The 18193-nt window shown below is 43.8% G+C and carries 17 protein-coding genes and 1 pseudogene; 11 read left to right on the top strand and 7 right to left on the bottom strand.

Annotated elements, in window-relative coordinates; all coding sequences use genetic code 11:
* Nucleotides 1-107: 107 nt before the first annotated feature.
* Nucleotides 108-317: a hypothetical protein gene (locus VB775_RS21975; protein WP_281009695.1), complete on the bottom strand. Its 210-nt coding sequence runs from the start codon at nt 315-317 to the stop codon at nt 108-110.
* Between the two features lie 514 nt (nt 318-831).
* Between VB775_RS21975 and VB775_RS21970 the strand changes: the two genes are divergently transcribed.
* From VB775_RS21970 to VB775_RS21945, 6 genes are all read left to right on the top strand, one after another.
* Nucleotides 832-1815, top strand: a complete 984-nt coding sequence (locus tag VB775_RS21970; RefSeq protein WP_281009694.1) for a formylglycine-generating enzyme family protein — start codon at nt 832-834, stop codon at nt 1813-1815.
* Nucleotides 1816-1891: 76 nt separating this feature from the next.
* On the top strand, nt 1892-2911 hold the full coding sequence (locus tag VB775_RS21965) for a CobW family GTP-binding protein (protein ID WP_281009693.1): 1020 nt from the start codon (nt 1892-1894) through the stop codon (nt 2909-2911).
* A 68-nt stretch (nt 2912-2979) separates the two neighbouring features.
* Nucleotides 2980-3726 (top strand): nitrile hydratase subunit beta, encoded by a 747-nt coding sequence (nthB, locus tag VB775_RS21960; protein ID WP_281009692.1) that lies wholly within the window; start codon nt 2980-2982, stop codon nt 3724-3726.
* A gap of 22 nt (nt 3727-3748) precedes the next feature.
* Nucleotides 3749-4381, top strand: a complete 633-nt coding sequence (gene nthA, locus VB775_RS21955) for a nitrile hydratase subunit alpha (RefSeq protein WP_281009691.1) — start codon at nt 3749-3751, stop codon at nt 4379-4381.
* A 6-nt stretch (nt 4382-4387) separates the two neighbouring features.
* Nucleotides 4388-4744 carry a nitrile hydratase accessory protein gene (locus VB775_RS21950; RefSeq protein WP_281009690.1) on the top strand — a complete coding sequence of 119 codons (357 nt, stop codon included), beginning with the start codon at nt 4388-4390 and terminating at the stop codon, nt 4742-4744.
* 55 nt (nt 4745-4799) lie between these two features.
* Nucleotides 4800-5474, top strand: coding sequence for a HupE/UreJ family protein (locus tag VB775_RS21945; protein WP_281009689.1), 675 nt, complete (start codon nt 4800-4802; stop codon nt 5472-5474).
* Between the two features lie 161 nt (nt 5475-5635).
* Here VB775_RS21945 and VB775_RS21940 read toward each other — a convergent pair.
* From VB775_RS21940 to VB775_RS21930, 3 genes and pseudogenes are all read right to left on the bottom strand, one after another.
* Nucleotides 5636-6456: pseudogene (locus VB775_RS21940) on the bottom strand (Tn3 family transposase).
* A 388-nt stretch (nt 6457-6844) separates the two neighbouring features.
* Nucleotides 6845-7429, bottom strand: a complete 585-nt coding sequence (locus VB775_RS21935) for a hypothetical protein (protein ID WP_281009688.1) — start codon at nt 7427-7429, stop codon at nt 6845-6847.
* A complete protein-coding gene (locus tag VB775_RS21930) occupies nt 7422-7601 on the bottom strand; it encodes a ribbon-helix-helix domain-containing protein (RefSeq protein WP_281009687.1) in 180 nt (59 codons plus the stop codon). The genes VB775_RS21935 and VB775_RS21930 overlap by 8 nt, the downstream gene beginning before the upstream one ends.
* A 152-nt stretch (nt 7602-7753) precedes the next feature.
* Between VB775_RS21930 and VB775_RS21925 the strand changes: the two genes are divergently transcribed.
* Nucleotides 7754-7891: a hypothetical protein gene (locus tag VB775_RS21925; RefSeq protein WP_323216944.1), complete on the top strand. Its 138-nt coding sequence runs from the start codon at nt 7754-7756 to the stop codon at nt 7889-7891.
* An 88-nt stretch (nt 7892-7979) separates the two neighbouring features.
* On the opposite strand, the gene VB775_RS21920 is transcribed toward VB775_RS21925, so the two are convergent.
* Nucleotides 7980-11831, bottom strand: a complete 3852-nt coding sequence (locus VB775_RS21920; protein WP_281009686.1) for a DEAD/DEAH box helicase family protein — start codon at nt 11829-11831, stop codon at nt 7980-7982.
* Nucleotides 11832-12002: 171 nt separating this feature from the next.
* On the opposite strand from VB775_RS21920, the gene VB775_RS21915 reads away from it, so the two are divergent.
* On the top strand, nt 12003-12386 hold the full coding sequence (locus tag VB775_RS21915; protein WP_281009685.1) for a DUF433 domain-containing protein: 384 nt from the start codon (nt 12003-12005) through the stop codon (nt 12384-12386).
* On the top strand, nt 12379-12735 hold the full coding sequence (locus tag VB775_RS21910; RefSeq protein ID WP_281009684.1) for a DUF5615 family PIN-like protein: 357 nt from the start codon (nt 12379-12381) through the stop codon (nt 12733-12735). Before VB775_RS21915 ends, VB775_RS21910 begins: the two co-directional genes overlap by 8 nt.
* Before the next feature lie 31 nt (nt 12736-12766).
* On the opposite strand, the gene VB775_RS21905 is transcribed toward VB775_RS21910, so the two are convergent.
* Both VB775_RS21905 and VB775_RS21900 read right to left on the bottom strand, forming a co-directional pair.
* Nucleotides 12767-13570: a restriction endonuclease subunit S gene (locus VB775_RS21905; RefSeq protein WP_281009683.1), complete on the bottom strand. Its 804-nt coding sequence runs from the start codon at nt 13568-13570 to the stop codon at nt 12767-12769.
* 38 nt (nt 13571-13608) lie between these two features.
* Nucleotides 13609-14079 carry a helix-turn-helix domain-containing protein gene (locus tag VB775_RS21900; protein ID WP_281009614.1) on the bottom strand — a complete coding sequence of 157 codons (471 nt, stop codon included), beginning with the start codon at nt 14077-14079 and terminating at the stop codon, nt 13609-13611.
* Nucleotides 14080-14161: 82 nt separating this feature from the next.
* Here VB775_RS21900 and VB775_RS21895 point away from each other — a divergent pair, with 82 nt between their 5' ends.
* Complete coding sequence (locus VB775_RS21895) at nt 14162-15073, top strand: tyrosine-type recombinase/integrase (RefSeq protein ID WP_281009613.1); 912 nt, start codon at nt 14162-14164, stop codon at nt 15071-15073.
* Nucleotides 15074-15205: 132 nt separating this feature from the next.
* On the top strand, nt 15206-18187 hold the full coding sequence (locus tag VB775_RS21890; protein ID WP_281009612.1) for a Tn3 family transposase: 2982 nt from the start codon (nt 15206-15208) through the stop codon (nt 18185-18187).
* Nucleotides 18188-18193: the final 6 nt, after the last annotated feature.

Here is an 18193-nt window from a genome sequence, read left to right as displayed (position 1 = left end):
GTTTCAGGATGCTATTTCTTCATGTATTGAGAACGCTCATATTAACCATAAAAAAGAACTGCTATCGCTACTCACTCTCCGTTTCCAAAATCTCAAAAAAGCTCAGATTATACCCGTTTAAAGTATAGTTGTCTTTGCCTGCTTTGGGCGATCAATGCTTTTGTGTTGATATGGGTTAGCCACTTCGTTAAATTTACACTCCTTGTGGCGATCATTCCCACCATCATCCATGCCATTACTCCCAAATAACGCACATCTGACCAAGGGCTATATTGACTCCTGAATTTTATTAGTTCATTACTAAAGATGTGAGGCATTTTGGGTCATTTGTCCTATGCTCCTTTTTGTTCTGAAAACAGCATACGCCTCTTTTTTCCTCAATGCTACTATCTGTATAACTTCTACTTACTTTTGTCAGTCAATCAGCTAAGTGTGTCACTTCAAAGGAAAAATGTCAGAACAAATAAACATTTACGACATTATTTATGACATTTAATGATGTTTTTATTGCCTGTTATTTATTGCCTTTTAAAGGAGGCAAATGTACTGATTAATACAAAATAGCTTGAATATTTAATCTTTAATAATATTAACCACAAAAAAGCAATAAATCGTTTGTCAGATAGCTAGATAAAAATATTTTATGAGTAAATAAAATATTTTTATCTAGCTTGTAATTAAGTCTTTTATTGAACTACAGTTCTTAGATTTTCTTGGTATTCAAAAGACTTTTTTCCGATCTTTTAAATCTTCTATCTTAGCCAACTTTAATTAATATCCTGAAAGGGAAATTAACTTAATTACTAAATAAAAAAGTCGAGGAATTATTTGATGAAAGTGAAACGAAGAAAATTTCTTCAATATGCAGGGTTGGGTAGTGTCGGGCTAATATTTGCCGATATCGAGCGGGCTATAGCTTCCGCTTTAAGTGAATCGGCTGGAGCGCAGAATTTGAAACTCGAAACATTTTCATTTAGTGTTGCAACACTTGATGCAAATGGGCAAATCAATCAACAGCAAAGACATACAGCCAAATTTTTCTCAGAGATTCTTACGGATGAAGAAATCAGAAGCGCTGAAAAACTAGAGATGGTTGCGATCGCATCTGGTCAGTTCGAGATGGGTGCGTCAAGAAATGAGATATCACAAAAAGCGGTCATGACGGACTATGAATTTCCTCGCCATCGTGTAAAACTCTCGTCCTTTTATATGAGTAAGCACCCGATTACCCAGGCTCAATGGGCTGTGGTAGCGGCTTTACCCAAGGTAAATATAGAGCTTGATCCTTCTCCTGCACATTTTCGGGGCGGTGATTTGCCTGTAGAAAGTGTGTCTTGGTTAGATGCAGTAGAGTTTTGCGATCGCCTAACCGCAAAAACAGGGCGTAAATATCAACTTCCTAGCGAAGCCCAGTGGGAATACGCTTGCCGTGCGGGGACATACACGCCTTTCAACACAGGCGAAACCATCACTAGTAATATGGCTGATTACGTCGGCACTTATACCTACAACACCGAGATTGCTGGCGAATATCGGAAATCGACAACGCCCGTGGGTAAGTTTTCCCACAATGCCTTTGGTCTTCAAGATATGCACGGCAACGTATGGGAATGGTCTGCTGATTCTTGGCATTCCGACTATCGTGGATCGCCCACTAACGGCAAGGCTTGGGTAAATGCTTCCCAATCTGGGATACGCACTGTTCGCGGTGGCGGCTGGCTAGATAATCCCAGCAAAATCCGTTCTGCTAGCCGCTCTGGATATCTTGAAACAGAATTGAATCGAACCATTGGGTTCCGTGTTGTCACAGTATAGCGAGGAATTAATTTCACCACTTACTGTTATTTCAAGAAGCGATAATTTCGATAATTCTAAGAGGAAGCATTAATTTATGGCTTTAATTCAGAAAGTTCCCGTAACAGTGCTGACTGGCTATTTGGGTGCTGGAAAGACAACTCTGCTCAATCGCATCCTTACCGAGGAACACAACAAAAGGATCGCTGTTATTGTCAATGAGTTTGGCGAAGTGGGCATTGATCATCAGTTGGTGATCAATGCTGACGAAGAAATTTTTGAAATGAATAATGGTTGCATCTGTTGCACCGTCAGAGGCGACCTGATTCGCATTATTGCTGAATTGATGGAAAGGGAGGGAGGTTTCGATCATTTAGTCATCGAAACAACAGGCTTAGCCGATCCTGCTCCAGTCATCCAATCCTTCTTTATGGATGAGGTGATGCTTGCAAAAACGCAGCTAGATGCCGTAGTGACTGTGGTCGATGCCAAGCACATCTCAGAACACTGGGAAAGCAGTGAAGCCCAAGAGCAAATCGCCTTTGCCGATGTGATTTTGCTTAACAAAACAGACTTAGTATCGTCGGATGTTCTCCAAGTCATAGAGAATAAAGTGCGGGGGATGAATGCGATCGCCACCATTCACTACACCAAAAACTGTGATATCCCCATCGATACTCTGCTAGGCGTGCAGGCTTTTGATCTCAAAAATGCCCTGAGCCTTGATCCAGCATTTTTAGAAGAAGAAGCCCACGAGCACGACAACTCTGTTTTCTCTGTAGCCATTACTGACTCTGGCACGATAGACAGCGACAAACTCAATCGCTGGCTTTATCAGACGGTACAGGCAAAAGGAGCCGATATTTTTCGACTGAAAGGCATCTTAGATGTGGACAATGCCTCTCGGCGATTTGTTTGCCAAGGCGTTCACATGACCCTAGATGGCAGACCTGGAAAGCCTTGGCGACTGGGAGAAACTCGCCGTAATGAATTAGTTTTCATTGGCAGAAATTTAGACGAAGCTGAGCTTCGCGCAGGCTTTCTAAGTTGTTTCGCGGAGCCTGATGCTCAAACTCTTAACCAAGTTAAAACACCAGTCCTTGCTTACACAGCTTAGAAGACTTGCACTAACAAGTGTTTAACCATTTACCTGATCGAGTTTTATTTGAGTAACCAAACAAATTTATGAAACTACAGCACCATCTCGGTGGTCTAGAAGGGCTAGACCGAATTACCCCCGAAATCAAAGTTTTCGTTGAACCATGGGAAAAACGAATCTTTGGTATTCACACAGCGATGATGGCACTAAGCAATCATCTTCCATCATCACTACCTGCTTATGACATGAAGTCAGTCCCCACAACCTTCAAGAGCTTTTGGACTTGGGGACACCTGCGTATGGGTGCAGAAGCCATGCATCCCTTTGAATATTTCCGACTCCGCTATTACGAGAAATGGTTAGGTGGTATTTCTGGCTTCTTTGTGTCAGAGGGCTATATCACTCAAGAAGAATTGGACACCCGCACCGCTGAGTTTTTAGCGAATAGCGAGAAGGTTAAAGCTCCTCTGCCTAAATCTGGAAAGCCCGAAATTGACAAGCAAGTGGTGAAATATCTACGAGAGGGTGATTCTCCCATGAGAAAAATTTCTGCTCCTCCTAAATTTGCTTTAGGAAGTAAAGTGAAAATCAAAGAAGTAAACTCGGCTGACCATAGCCGTTTGCCTGGAAATCTAATGGGCAAAGTCGCAACCGTTGTGCGGGTTTATGACAGTGGCTTTGCATATTTCTTTCCGACGGCTGACGGCATTGGCGAACCGATGCCAGTTTATAGTTTAGCCTTTGATCCAAAAGAGCTTTGGGCAGAGTCAATCACCGAACCTAACATGGTTTATTACAACGATATTTTTGAAGTATATATAGAAGCCATTTAAGAGGCACTGTAGGAGAAAAACAATGACTAATTATCCAGGTTTCCAATATAGTCGCGATCGAGAAACTTTCAGTGCAGCTAAGGTCAAAGCCTTAGAATCCCTTTTAATCGAAAAAGGCGTAATTACAGGTAAAACCGTCGATACGGTGTTGGGATATTTTGAAACGGAGATGGGTCCTTTTAATGGAGCAAAACTCGTTGCTCGCGCTTGGGTTGATCCTGAATTTAAGAAACGTCTGGTCGCTGATTGCAATGAAGCTTGTAAAGAGTTGGACTTTCCAGTAGGTATGTCTGGCGCGGAAGGGGAGCATATGAGGATTGTCGAAAATACTCCGAAAATTCATAACGTAATTGTTTGTACGCTATGTTCTTGTTACCCGTGGCCAACCTTGGGGCTGCCACCCTATTGGTTTAAAGATCCGACCTTCCGAGCTAGAGTCGTGCGCGAACCCCGTGTGGTGCTCTCTGAGTTTGGCGTGAAGCTAGATAATTCCGTTGAAGTGCGGGTTTGGGACAGTAGCGCACAAATTCGCTGGTGGGTACTACCAATGCGTCCTGCGGGAACAGAGGGAATGAGTGAAAAAGAGCTTGCTGCTCTGCTCACTCCAGAAGCCATGATGGGTGTTGCTACAGTTCAGGTAAAGCCAAGGATATAAAAATTTGTGTTTACTAAATTTGAACACTTTGCGGTGACTAGCTTAATGGGTTCGCCCGAAGAAGCCCCGCCACGAAAATCTGGACATTTACACTTTGATCGGGATTGGGAAAAGATGGCTTTCGGTGTTGCGATCGCACTCTCCAAGCAAGGTCATTATGAATGGGAGGAGTTTCGCCAAACCCTGATGGAAACCATCAAGGAATGGGAAGATACTCATGAACTAGACGATCCAGAATGGGACTATTACCAATGCTGGCTCACAACCCTTGAAAAACTGGTTGTCAGGTCTGGGGTTCTAAAGGCTGGTGAGTTAGAAGCCCAAATATTCCAATTCATGAACTGCAAATCAAAAGCCACTTGAAGTGAGCATGTCCGCCAGAAACAGTTTCATTATCCATATCTGCGAGTTACAGAGCATGAATTTATCTAAAATTTTCGCGTCAATTCAGGCTAAGGCATTAGCGATCGCAATTGCTTTTAGCTTTTTAGTATTTGCTAGTCCTGCCTCAGCGCACCATCCCATGGGTGGCAGAGTTCCTAGCAACTTTTTTGAAGGCTTTATGTCGGGCTTAGCTCACCCTGTAATTGGGTTGGATCACCTTGCCTTTATCGTTGCCATTGGTTTAGTGGCATCAATCAAGACTCAAGGTATTTTGATTCCCATCTCCTTTGTATTGTCGGCAATGCTAGGTACTGGGCTTCACCTTCTTGGCATAAACCTACCCGTAGTAGAACTAGTTGTTTCCGCTTCAATCTTGCTATTTGGTGTTTTATTGGCAAGCAAAAATAGTCCTAACGCTTTAGTAATAGTTGGTTTATCGGCGATCGCTGGTTTATTTCATGGTCATGCCTATGGAGAGGCAATCTTTGGTGCACAAACCACCGCTTTAGTTTCTTATTTGGTTGGCTTTACCCTCATTCAACTCGTAATTTCAGGTGCATCATTCTTTGCAGGCAAAAAAGTCCTGAGTGGTGATTTTGGAGGAGTATCACCTAATTTGCGATCATCTGGTTTAGTAATTTGTGGCATTGGTGCTGCATTTCTAGCTTCAAATATCTCATCCCTAATTCTCCCAGTACCGAAGGGTTAAATGTATGCCTAAAAAACATAGGGGCAATTCATGAATTGCCCCTATGTTTTTTAGGCGCTGGTCAGCTAATTCGTGATAAAGCTTTAAACCGTTGATTCGTATGGATTTGAAGAGCAATCACTATAAATGACTAAAACCCTTATTGAGTCTGGGTTATAAATTCATATCCCGAATGAGCTGACCAGTGCCAAGGATTGTAACTTGCCCACAAATAGCGAAGCTGTAACCCAACCGAGATTTAGAGAACCAACCACTCGTAAAATATCATCCCAGCGCTCGATAATCAGACTCTGATTGATATTATTACCCTTGAGAAGGACATGCAAGTTTGCATAAGAAGTATCCTTGTTTAGTCGATAAAGAGACTTCTTACCCACATCACGAATTCGTGGCGAAAAACGCAGACCTAGAACATCAAACAAAGCAAACATCACATCTGTATATCCCGCCGTATCGGTCGTGTGTTCCAAAATATTCAGTTCAGTCTCATTATCTAAAATTCCATCGAGTAGGTAAGTAGCATCACGCATCGTCGAAGGAATTACCTTGACACCAGAAAATTGATCGGAAGTCCAAGTGTAAAAAGTTAGACCTCTACCATAGCCAAAATAACGTGGTAGAGCTACAGCTTGAGAATTTTTACCGATACTGGAAACCTTTGCCCATCAGAAGAGGAGAGAATACCACCACCCCAGATTTTACTCAGAGATTGCTGACATTGAAAATCGACAATGGCATTGATCGCTGGTCTTAAGGTCTCCTCCCGTAAATACCAATTGGTATGCCAAATCAAACTTTCATAGGATAAATCAGCAACATGCGCCATCGCCTTTAAGCCCAAATTACAAGCTTGGGCTAGAATCGCCGCATAAAGATAGATTTTCGTTTCATTAGACCGAGAGGAATTGCCTCCTGCATGGATGAGAAATTGGCTAAAACCTGTTAACTGATCGACTTCGATTAATAGGTCAGTCAAATCCACATGGGGTAATCGTTTAGATACTAAATTCTCCAATTCTTGCTTAGTGGCTGGAACCGTTTCCGCGTCGAGATGAGAAACAATCAATTCATCATTTTCAATTCGGATAAAGTTATTATCTTTGATCGTTTCATTAAGGGATAGCTACAGGGTACGTGTAAAAACCTGCAAGATCGGTCTTAAACGCACATCCTATCGTTTGTTTTTTGGATGAAAAACCAAAAAATCATATTTTTGGAATGTAATCCCTGTATAGCTTTAAAGGTCATCTTGCAGGTTTTTACACGTATCCTGTATCTACCCCTACATCGATCTCTCGGATTTGTTAAAACAATCTCGATTTTTGACTGCTGTACTGATCGACTCACTAATGTGCGTTGCTTTGATTGGCTCACTTATCTCCTTCAGTGCGATCGCTGCTAGGCAAACTATAAGGCTCGATACCGTTTTGTTTAAGCAGTGACTCAAAATAATTACGCTCACGACGGCTCTCATCATCTAGAGCAAATCCTTCACCCAAATTAGCAAGGTCACTTTCGAGAGCCTTAATTCTTGATGTAGTTGCCTCATTGCGTTCTTGTTCAGTGCGAACCACACCAAAAGCATCATCAAACCTACGTTCTAGGGATTCAGACAATAATGCCCAAACTAGAGCAAGAGCTTTTTGATTGCCCTGACTACTTTGATACAGCCAATAAGCGGTTACAACATCCAAGGGGAGGGCATTAAAGCGAGTTTGACCTCTCTTGTCAGAAAGTGACTCAACCTCAATACTGTCGGGCGTATAACCCTCTCCTCGTATGGCGTTTATGTTCTTAGAAGACAAAAAACGTCGGGCGTTAATTTCGTCTTTGCCCACAGTTTCAGCCGCCTGAGTTTGCGACATCCGATAAGTGCCATCGGGCAGCATAAATCCATCAACAGTTAAACCACCGATCGCTACTGTAGCGCGGGTTGCTTTGATTGACTCACTCATGGTTTTTGCTTTTGGTGCGATCGGTTAATTTACCTTGATCCTCAGCTTCTTCAATTGCCTTTTGCAAAAGGTATGAAGCCAAATTTGCAACTGGTCGAGCCTCAGAGGTAGCCCATAGCTCTAATTTCTTGTAAAAGCTATCGGGCAAAGTGACATGTATTCGTTTGCTCACATTATTTATATCTATTGTGTAACTGTTGTTCATGGTACATCCTTGTCTCTATAAGTCTTTATATGTAGCATTTTCGCATCTTAATAGAACCTATTAGCTACAAATAGACACAGTTATATTACCTTAAAACAACGTGAGTTCGATATAGCCATTTGCGGCGTGCTTCGCACGCCGCAAATGGCTATATCGAACTCACGTTAAAACAACAAAGGCGATCGCGCACCCGTTCAAAAGTTGCGATCGCATTTGAAATGATCGATGTGGATTTTCAACGAGTTTGCGTCATTTGAGGTATGTGCAAATTTGAGTGCAAGCTATGTTGCTTGCCAAAAGGGGACACTCCCTTTGTATTCCCCCATTACAAATTTTGTAATGGCTTTACGCAGCAGCTTTTGTATAAACATCATCTAGCAAAGCAAATAATTCATCTACTTGAGAAGATGTGAATAAACTGTCGATGCCTTGAGATGCGAAGTCGGTAAACGGAGATTCATAGAGACGTTCTGCGGCGATCGCGCCGTGTTCGGTGAGGTAGTCAATGATCATGTTGATAAATTCGATTTGATTAGCATTGAGAGTTTTATCGGTGAGAAATTTGCCAAACTCTTGTTTGGCTACTTCGCGATCTAGTCCAATCAGCGATCGCACAAATAATCCTAGTCCATGAGATTCTTGCTTGGCACGGTCCAGGTCTTCGGCATTGCCTAAACCGTTTTCTATCAAGATTGTCTCTAGTTCTGATAGATCGGTTTCAGTGAGTTGTTTGTTATTTCTGAGCTTGAAGATGACCATCTGGTCTTGATGCGATCGCAAAAAGTCTCTAGCTTTAGCTCGGAATTTTTCAAAGCTGTCGGATGAGGTGAAGTGAGGTAATTCGACAATGGTTTCATCACCCATCTCGTCCTCAAAGTTGGTATAAATCGGTTGACGCTCTTGTTTTTCGATCAGCTTAACTAGACCGCGTAGGCGTTTGCGGACTGCTTCTAGCATAGGTAAGGTTACGTCTTGCCACCATTCATCGGTCTGGATGTCTTGAATTAGTTCTAACTGTTCTTGGACTAGGGGAATAGATGACTTTTGCTCTAGCAGGTTAGCGATCGCCTTAACCTGATCGCGTAGCCGCGTAAATGATGTGTGCGATCGCAGGATGGCTAGTTGTAATTTGAGGATGAGGATATCAAACCTTTTAATTTCTTCGGCTTCGGGTTCAGTTTGCGCGGGTAATCCTGCAATTTCTTGGTTGAGTTCGTTTAGATCTTGTTCTGATAGCGATCGCCATGTTTCGGGATTGTTATATTTTTCAACGAGTTGCCTTTTGGGTCGCACGATGAAGTTTTCAATATTCATAGCTGCAACTTCTGAGTAAAGGATCTGCGCGATCTGATTGCGTAGTGATGATTCGGGATTAGTTGTTGGATTGTAGGGCGCTCCATTGCTCCCTTCGGCTACGCTCAGGGAACGAGATGCTCTACGCTGGCTGAGCGAAGTCGAAGCCAATACCCCACTAGCATCTTCTACTTCGTTTGCCGTCCCTTCGGCTACGCTCAGGGAGCTAGATTTTGATTCGCTCAGGGAGCTAGATTGTTTATCTAATTCGGCGATTAGATCTAATCTGGTGGTAAATAGTTGTTTGCCTAAAGACTTGGGGATAGGGGCATCAATGGTTTGAACATTTTGTTTGAAAAATTCGAGATTTTGGCAATAGTCGAATAGGTAGAAAAATTGTTTGTCTTGACCATCGCCAAATAGATCGGGACAGAGACGAGTGCCGCGTCCGACCATTTGCCAGAATTTAGTTTTTGAGCGTACCAGTTTGAAAAGGACAAGGTTAACGATTTCAGGCACATCAATGCCTGTGTCGAGCATATCGACGGAGATGGCGATATGGGGTGCTTTATCCTTTTTAGAGAAGTCATCAATTAGGCTTTGAGCATAGGGAGTTCTATTGGTGATCAGTCTGGCAAATTCACCTTTGAGGTGTGGGTAATTGGCATTAAAGCGGTCTTCGATAAATTCAGCGTGTTTTTGATTTTTGGCGAAGATGATCGTTTTACCAAGCCGATCGCCTCCTGCTACTTTTAAACCTCTGGTCATCAGATGCTCTAGCACCTTGTCGGCGGTGTCTTGATTAAATAACCACTGGTCTAATGCTCCTGCTTCAATGAGATCGGGAATATTACCTTCTTCATCCCATTCCATTGCGTCCCATTCTTCTTTCTCAGATTCAGAAAGTTCATCATATTTGATGCCTTCTCGTTGAAATTTGAGGGGTACAGATATGGCTTGAGTGGGGACTAGGTAGCCATCTTTGACTGCATCTTCTAGTTGATAAGCATCGGTGGGTACGCCGTTTTCTAGGTCAAATAAGCCGTAGGTGTTGCGATCAATTTCATCCTTGGGTGTGGCGGTGAGTCCGAGTAAGTGGCAGTCAAAGTAGTTAAAGATATGACGATATTTTTGGAAGACGGAGCGATGAGCTTCATCGATGATGATGAGGTCAAAATGTCCGACTCCAAAGCGTTTTTGACCGTTTTTAGTGTCATTGATTAGCCCCATCATCGTGCCGTAGGTGGAGGCATAGACGCGCCCTTCGGTTTCTTTTTCGGTGAGCAGGTTTACGGGTGCGGAGTCGGGTAGATGTGTTTTGAATACTTTTATCGCTTGGTTAACTAGAGATACTCGGTCAGCGAGAAATAGGGCGCGTTTGACCCATTTGCAACGCATCAGTAAATCGACTAGGGCGATCGCGGTTCTGGTTTTGCCTGCGCCTGTTGCCATGATAATTAAGACTTTGCGCTCTTTGTTCTGCTCGAAGGCTACAGAGACTTTACGGATGGCGCGGGCTTGGTAATGGCGGGAGGCGATCGCAGGATTGATGTTTGCTGTTGAGAGAGGTTTTTGGGTGGTGCGGCGTTGGATGAGTAGTTCTAGTTCAGATTTTTTGTAAAAGCCTTGGATTTGGCGGGGTGGGTAGTTGGTGTCATCCCAGATGTGATGCTCGTAGCCGTTGGTGTAGAAGATAATCGGGCGTTGTCCAAATTGTGCCTCAAGACAATCGGCATAGAGTTTTGCTTGCTGCTGTCCTACTCTTGGGTCTTTTTTGGTGCGTTTGGCTTCGACTATTGCGAGGGGTTTGCCATCGTCACCCCAGAGGACATAATCGACAAAGCCTTTACCTGTCTCATTTGGCATTCCTGAGACTTCAAACTCTCTTGCTACGTTTGCCGTCCCTTCGTTCCCTGCAATATTTCCTGCTGCGTTTACCGTCCCTTCGACTTCGCTCAGGGAGCTGGATTGTTTACGCTGGCTGAGCGGAGTCGAAGCCAAAACCCCACTAGCATCTTTTGCTGCGGATGTAGTTCCTTGCCTCCCTTCAACATTTTCTGCTGCGTTTGCCGTCCCTTCGACTTCGCTCAGGGAGCTAGTTTTTTGCCGATGGCTGAGCGGAGTCGAAGCCATTGGAGCCGAAGCCAATACCCAGCCTGATTCTTTGAGTAATAGGTCGATAAATAGGTCACGAGTTTGGGCTTCGGAATAGTCGTGGGTATCTGGTTGAACTGTATTGGCTTGTTTGACGGCGATGAGTTCGGCGCGGAGGCGTTTTAGTTCTTCATCGATCGCATTTTTATCGGCTAACAGTATGGATAGTTTTTCATCGCGATCGCTTAGCTCCTGTTCTAGTTTCTGAAGTTGTGCGGCTGTGGTTGCCGTCCCTTCGACTCCGCTCAGTGAGCTAGATTGTCCTTGTTGGCTGAGCGCGATGTCCTGAGCTTGTCGAAGGGAAGCCGAAGCCTGTGTGCTTTTCTTGGGGATTGCTTCGCTGTCAAATTTGAGGGATGGATCGGGTTTGGTGGTGCGTCCGTAGGTGTGTCCAAGCCAGTAGGCGATGTGAAAAAATTCGCGAATGGCGATGATGGCATCTTGGGTGGGGATGGGTTTTTGATCGTGGACGGCGTTGTTGCCTATTTTGATGATCAGTTTGGCTTTGTAAAATATGGCTTGACCGACGAGGGTTTTAAAGGTTGGCTCATGGATTAGGGCGCTGAGGTTGTCTTGATAGGGGAGTCTCAGGGATGTGTCGTATTTGTATAGCCAATTTACGGTTAGCTCTAGGGCGCGACGGGCATAGAAGCAGGCTGTACGCGGATCGCGGTAGGCGGTTCTAAAGGCTTTGTGGGCGGATTCGTAGATTGTGGGAAATTCTGGTTTGAGAAAGCTGAATTGGCTCATGTCGCCCCCTAGTATTTTTATTTTAGGATAGCCAATATTGCATGACTATCAACAATTGATAACTACTATATAATGCTTGTATCTTTTGTTGGGCGATCGCTATGAATGCAATTAAGTACATTTTTTGACGATGTGCCATTATGATGTTCGTATAGCTAGAACTTATCAAAAATGTCAGCATACGCTCTAAATTTACCTAATCATTTGCAGAATGAGATCGAGCTGTTGGCGCGGAGTCAAGGCATAACACTTGACCAATTCATCCTATGGGCGGTGACAGAAAAAGTAAGCACTTTAAAGGCTTCTTTCCCACAGGTTGTTTATCGACAAGGGGCAAGTGGTCAACTTGTACCAGTTCTAAAAGGTACAGGGATTCGGGTGCTGACGATCGCGATCGCTTCTCAAAAGTGGGGTATGAATGCAAGTCAACTTGCGAATGAGTATGATCTAACGGAGTCTCAAGTATGTGAGGCGTTGGCTTTTTATGGGGCTAATAAGTTACAGATTGATACGGCGATCGATTCTGAGCAATCTTTAGAGGTTGCGAATGGCTAGGCTAAAGCTGCATCTAGATGCTGATGCTTCAATTAAGTCTTTGCATTTGGCTTTGGTAACTAAGGGGCATGATGTAACTCGGACTCCAATGGATTGGATGCCTTTGGATGCGAGTGATGAAATGCAATTGTTGCAATCGACTGCTCAGGGTAGATGTATTTTTACTTTTAATGTGAAGGATTTTATGGCTCTAGCGCATCTGTATCCTCAACATGGGGGGATTATCCTTGCTGCTCAAAATAGTTGGTCGCTTTCGGAGTTAATTGCTGCATTGGATAGTTTGTTGTCTGAGTCTAAAGGCTCTGATTGGTGTGGTCGGGTAGTTTGGCTAAATCAGTGGCGAAGGTAGATCGTTCCCTTCGACTTCGCTCAGGGAACGATCACAATTCTCCTCTAAAGGCGCGATGCTGTAATGAGGCAAAGAGGGCTTGGAGTTGGCTAAGTGATGCGCGATGTGTTGCTTTGAGTTTTTCTACGGCTTCGACTCGTTGAGCAAATTCTTTTTGTAGTGGAAGAGGTGGAAATGGGACATTGAGATCGCGGAGAATAGCTAAGTTAATATTTTTTTGTGCTGATTCTGGTGCTGTTTCTTCTAATGTTTTCTGAAGGAACGAAAGCCATACACGAACAAATTCAATTGTTGCTAAATCTTCTGAAAGAAATCCAACAACACTATCGGGAAAGCAAGAATCAAATGTCAAAATACCAGTCTTTGCAATATTAGCGGCGATAGTAATACAAAGTGTGCCAGAACGCCACATTTTACTCTGACGTAATCCAATTTCTGAGTAGGTGCTTTGGTATTGACGAATATATCCACCACAATTTGCAACATCACCAGTCTGAATTAATGGATATATACCGCCTAATAATTCAGGAGCGTTGCGAGGACGATGTTTTGAAACTCCACGATCAAGAGTTCCAATATCTTTAAATTTCTTTATTCCTAACCCTTTCGGATTTGTGACTGGATCGCCGAACATTTCTAGGAAGATGGATTGGGTGAGGGTGTCGAGTTGGGTGATCGCCTCTTTGCGTTTTGATATTAGTGACTGAGTGCGATCGAGTATCTCTGCTATACGTTTTTGTTCTGCGATCGGGGGGAGTGGAAGTTTTAGATTTCTAAGATCTCCGAGCGATACAAATTTTGGGGTATAGTCAGGATACGTGTAAAACAGTGCCACGAAGCGCTGAAATCTTTACTGTGAAATTCTTTCAGCTATCAAACTTTTAAAGATGAAGAAGATTGATAAGATGTCCCACAAAAAGGGCAGAAACGATGCTTCAGGGAAGTAATCGGCTCCTGACAGCCAACACAGCGATGACGTAACTCCATCCCGCAGAGAAAACAAAACTTCGCTCTTAAATCCAGCCACATCGACTCAGGAGCCATTCCTACAGTCCAGCAACTCGGACAAAACTTGAGCGCAGATGGGACATCCACGGCAACACCTCTGCCAACCGATTCGAGATACTCTTTCGGAACATTAAGAGCATAAGCCAACCCACTACAAGTTTTGTGATTGAGTTTAAGCGTTCTCCCTCGTTCGATTTTACCCAAGCTTTGCAAATGAATACCCGCAAGTTCGACCACATCGGCTTGACTCAAACCTCTGTGTAGTCTGAGCCGTCGAAGATATTGACCGAGTGATTCATCAGCTTTAGGCGCAAGTAAAGAATCAAGAAGCTGCATATAAGTCTAGATTAAAGTATCAATAAAGAAATATACTTTTAAAATAATCTTATCCTTAAGTTTAGACTGATGGAGGTAGTATATGTCGCTGACTTTAGCAACAGTTACTACTCAATTTTTAGAGCGTCCTGGACTGAGTATCGCCACCCAAAAGTCTTACGAACTGACACTGATTCCGCTACTACAAAAGTATGGACGATATCCAATTGAGATTCTGGGTCGTGCAGTAATAGAAGAGTATCTCAACGGCTTGAACCATCTAGCCTATACAACTCACCACCGACATCAATCCATCGTTCAAGCCCTCCTAAACTTTGCTGTCGAACAAGGATATATCAGAGTCAATCCAATTGCTCATTTACGACGGCGTAAGCCAGATTTTAGTAAAGGCGAACATGCCTCAGATTGCGTCATCCGCTATCTGAGTACCACCCAACTCCAGCAAATGTATGAGGCGATTACACCCGATTGTCGCCTGAATGCTGTAGTTCGACTTTTACACCGCAGTGGAGCAAGAATTGCCGAACTCTTAGCTTTAAATCTAGAAGATCTAGATCTGCAAGGGCAGAGGTTTCAGGTCGTTGGGAAAGGCAATAAGACCCGCTGGTGCTTCTACAGTGAGGATGCAGCACTATTGCTAGAGAAATACCTCAAATACTACCGACACCAAGGGCATCCAGCTCTGTGGACAGCTCAACACCGACTCAGTAAGAAAGTGGTGCGATTGAGTTATCCAAATATTCATCAGCGATGGCGAGACTTGACAGATCCTTTCCCCTTAATAGCAGGTATTCGCCTTCACGATCTGCGGCATACTTTTGCGACAGAAAGAGTCGGATTAATCGGGATTGAAGAACTAAGAGCATTGATGGGACACCAAAATATTCAGACCACTTTGCGATATCAAAAAGTTACTTCCGAGCAGGCTGAACTTGCTGCTCAAACAGCTTTAAATAAGTTACTAAAATTTGATGATGAATTTCGAGCGTTCTGAGAATTGTTAAGCACCTTATTAATCTACAAGTGGTTTGAGCTAGGAGTATAATTAATACTCTCAAATAGGAAAGTGAGCCTAACGCTAATTAACGTTTGTGTTACCGAAAATCGGCGGTAATCGCCTAATTTAATGACCGCAATCGAACGCACCGCCTATCCTCGTTTTAAATCTCTCCCGAATCTCAAAGAATTAGCCGAACTCTATACCCCAACTGAATCCGAGCTAGCTTTTGCTCGTGTCCAAACTGCCAGTAAAGAAGGTCGATTTCGCTTGTTGATATCTCTGAAAGCTTTTCAGCGACTAGGGTACTTTCCAGATGCGGCATCAATTCCAACCGCACTCATTGAGCATTTACGGAAGCTATTGAATTTAAACAGTTCAGTTGATGCCATTGCCCCCCTGCGGTCACAACGTCGCTATGAAACAGCGATTCGGACTTTTCTAAAAGTTAAAATCTTTGATGCTGGCGCACGTCAACATATCGCTATTGCTATCGCAACGGCGGCGACAACTATGGATCGTAACGCCGATTTAATTAATGTGGCGATTGAGGAATTGGTCAAAGAAAGCTATGAGTTACCAGCGTTTAGTACCTTAGATCGACTAGCTGGCAATGTACGTTCGATTACCAATCACAGATTATTTCAACAGGTGGCATCAAAGTTAACTCCTGCGGAGCAGACCTTTTTAGACGAGCTACTCTTATCTCAATCCGTCGAAGGTCAGGTCACGCTCAATTTACTCAAATCTCCGCCCAAGAGTGTTAGACTTTCCCACATCATTCAGTTGCAATCTAAATTTGACAAGTTAATGTCTTTTGGCAATGCCCAACGGTTGTTAGCGGGGATTGCTAAGGGTAAGATTCAATCTTTTGCAGCCCAAGCTAAAGCGCTGGACATTTCGGATTTTCGAGATATCAAAACTAATAAACGACACGCTTTACTGGTGTGTTTACTCTATCGGGCGCAAGTTAAAACCAGAGATTATTTGGTCGATCTGTTTCTCAAACGGATGCGGAAAATTCACTACCTTGCCCGCCAACGGTTGGTAGAACTCAGAGAACAACATCTCAAGCAAACTGAAGTGATGCTAGGGGTGTTAGCGGAGATTTTAGAGGTATCTGTCGATCATCCTGACGAACAAACATTCGGAAATCAAGTGCAAGCCCTACTACAGTCTCATGGTGGTTCCGCCGAGCTACTCGAACGCTGTCAGGCGATTACGACTTACAACAGCGATAATTATTTACCATTAATTCGGCATTTCTTCGGTCGTTATCGTCCGTTGCTATTTGAATTGGTCAGATCTTTGGAGCTTCAATCGACCTCTCAAGATCAATCGTTACCTGTAGCTTTGGCGTTTGTGTTGAAGCACGAACAGCGGCGCAGTAAATATTTACCCAGCGACGATCTCGATTTGAGTTTCATCAGTGAGCGGTGGCGACGATTGGTGGTAGAACAGCGTGGGGAAGAGCAAGTACTGTCGAGAGTTCATCTGGAAGTATGTATCTTCACCTATTTAGCGGCTGAGTTGAAGACAGGAGATATCTCTGTCGCTGGTTCCGAGCAATACGCCGACTTTCGCGAACAGTTACTTTCATGGGAAGAATGTGAACACGACTTGGCAAGTTATGGAATACAAAGCGGTTTACCAGTAACCGCTGAGTCCTTTGTGGCTGCTTTAAAACAGCAATTAACAGAGGTGGCACAGACAGTTGACCAGATCTGTCAAGATGGTAGTCAAATTACCATTAACGAAGTTGGAGCACCCGTCCTCAAACGTTTGGTAGCAGAAGTGAAACCGTCTGGTGCCGATGAACTCGAAGCTAAGATTTGGGAACGTTTGCCAGAGCGGAGCGTATTGGACATCCTGTGCAATGTGGAATATTGGCTCAACTGGACGCGGCATTTTGGATTAGCTTCAGGCTCTGAGGCTAAAATAGACCAACCCACTGAGCGGTATATTCTGGCTGTGTTTGGTTATGGGTGTAACCTAGGTCCCTATCAAACAGCACGTCATACACGCGGACTGATCAATGGACAGATGTTGTCGCGCATCAATCGGCTACATATTCAAACCAGCCAAATCGAAGCAGCAATACGGGAGCTGATTAATGCTTACAATTTACTCCCATTGCCCAAGTGTTGGGGAACGGGGAAACGCGCAGCCGCTGATGGAAGCAAGTTTCAGATTCATGAAAACAGTTTGATGTCAGAGTACCATATCCGCTATGGCGGTTATGGTGGGATTGCTTACCATCATGTCTCAGATACTTACATTGCGCTGTTCACCCACTTTATTACCTGTGGAGTATGGGAGGCAGTGTATATCTTGGATGGGTTACTGAAGAACAGTTCGGATATTCAACCAGATACCTTACATGCGGATACTCAAGGTCAATCATTGACTGTCTTTGCTTTGTCCTATCTATTGGGAATCAAGCTGATGCCTCGGATTCGGAACTGGCAGGATTATACGTTCTTTCGTCCGAGTCCAGAGGCTGTGTATAAATACATCGATCCGTTATTTACGGATGTGGTGGATTGGAAGTTGATTCAAACTCATTGGCAGGATTTAATTCGTGTAACTTTGTCTATTCAGGCGGGTAAGTTGATGCCTTCAACGATCTTGCGAAGATTAGGGAGTAATAGTCGCAAGAATCGCCTGTACCAGACTTTTCAAGCCTTGGGACAGGTTGTTAGAACGTTGTTTTTGCTGCAATATATTTCCGACCGCGCTTTACGTCAGGAGATTACAGCTTGCACCAATATTGTTGAAGGCTATCACAATTTTCTGGACTGGTTATTTTTTGGTAAGCAGGGGGTACTTACAGACCACGATCCTGAAGAACAAGAGAAGCGGCTCAAGTATCTCGACTTAGTTGCCAGTGCGGTGATTTTTCAGAATACTGTGGATATTTCTGCTGCGGTACGGAGTTTGGTTGAGGAGGGGCATAAGGTTGACCGCGAGTTACTCTCTACTTTGAGTCCTTATCTGACTAGACATTTAAAGCGTTATGGCGACTATGTTGTCGATCTGACGACTATTCCCGAACCGTTGGATCTGGCAGTTAGCTTGCCAATTGAGATCGCTCAAGAGCTTTCTCAGTAAACGCTT

The sequence above is a fragment of the Pseudanabaena sp. CCNP1317 genome (assembly GCF_034931345.1).
GTDB classification, from domain to species: domain Bacteria; phylum Cyanobacteriota; class Cyanobacteriia; order Pseudanabaenales; family Pseudanabaenaceae; genus Pseudanabaena; species Pseudanabaena galeata.
This window is presented reverse-complemented; position numbering and strand designations above follow the sequence as displayed.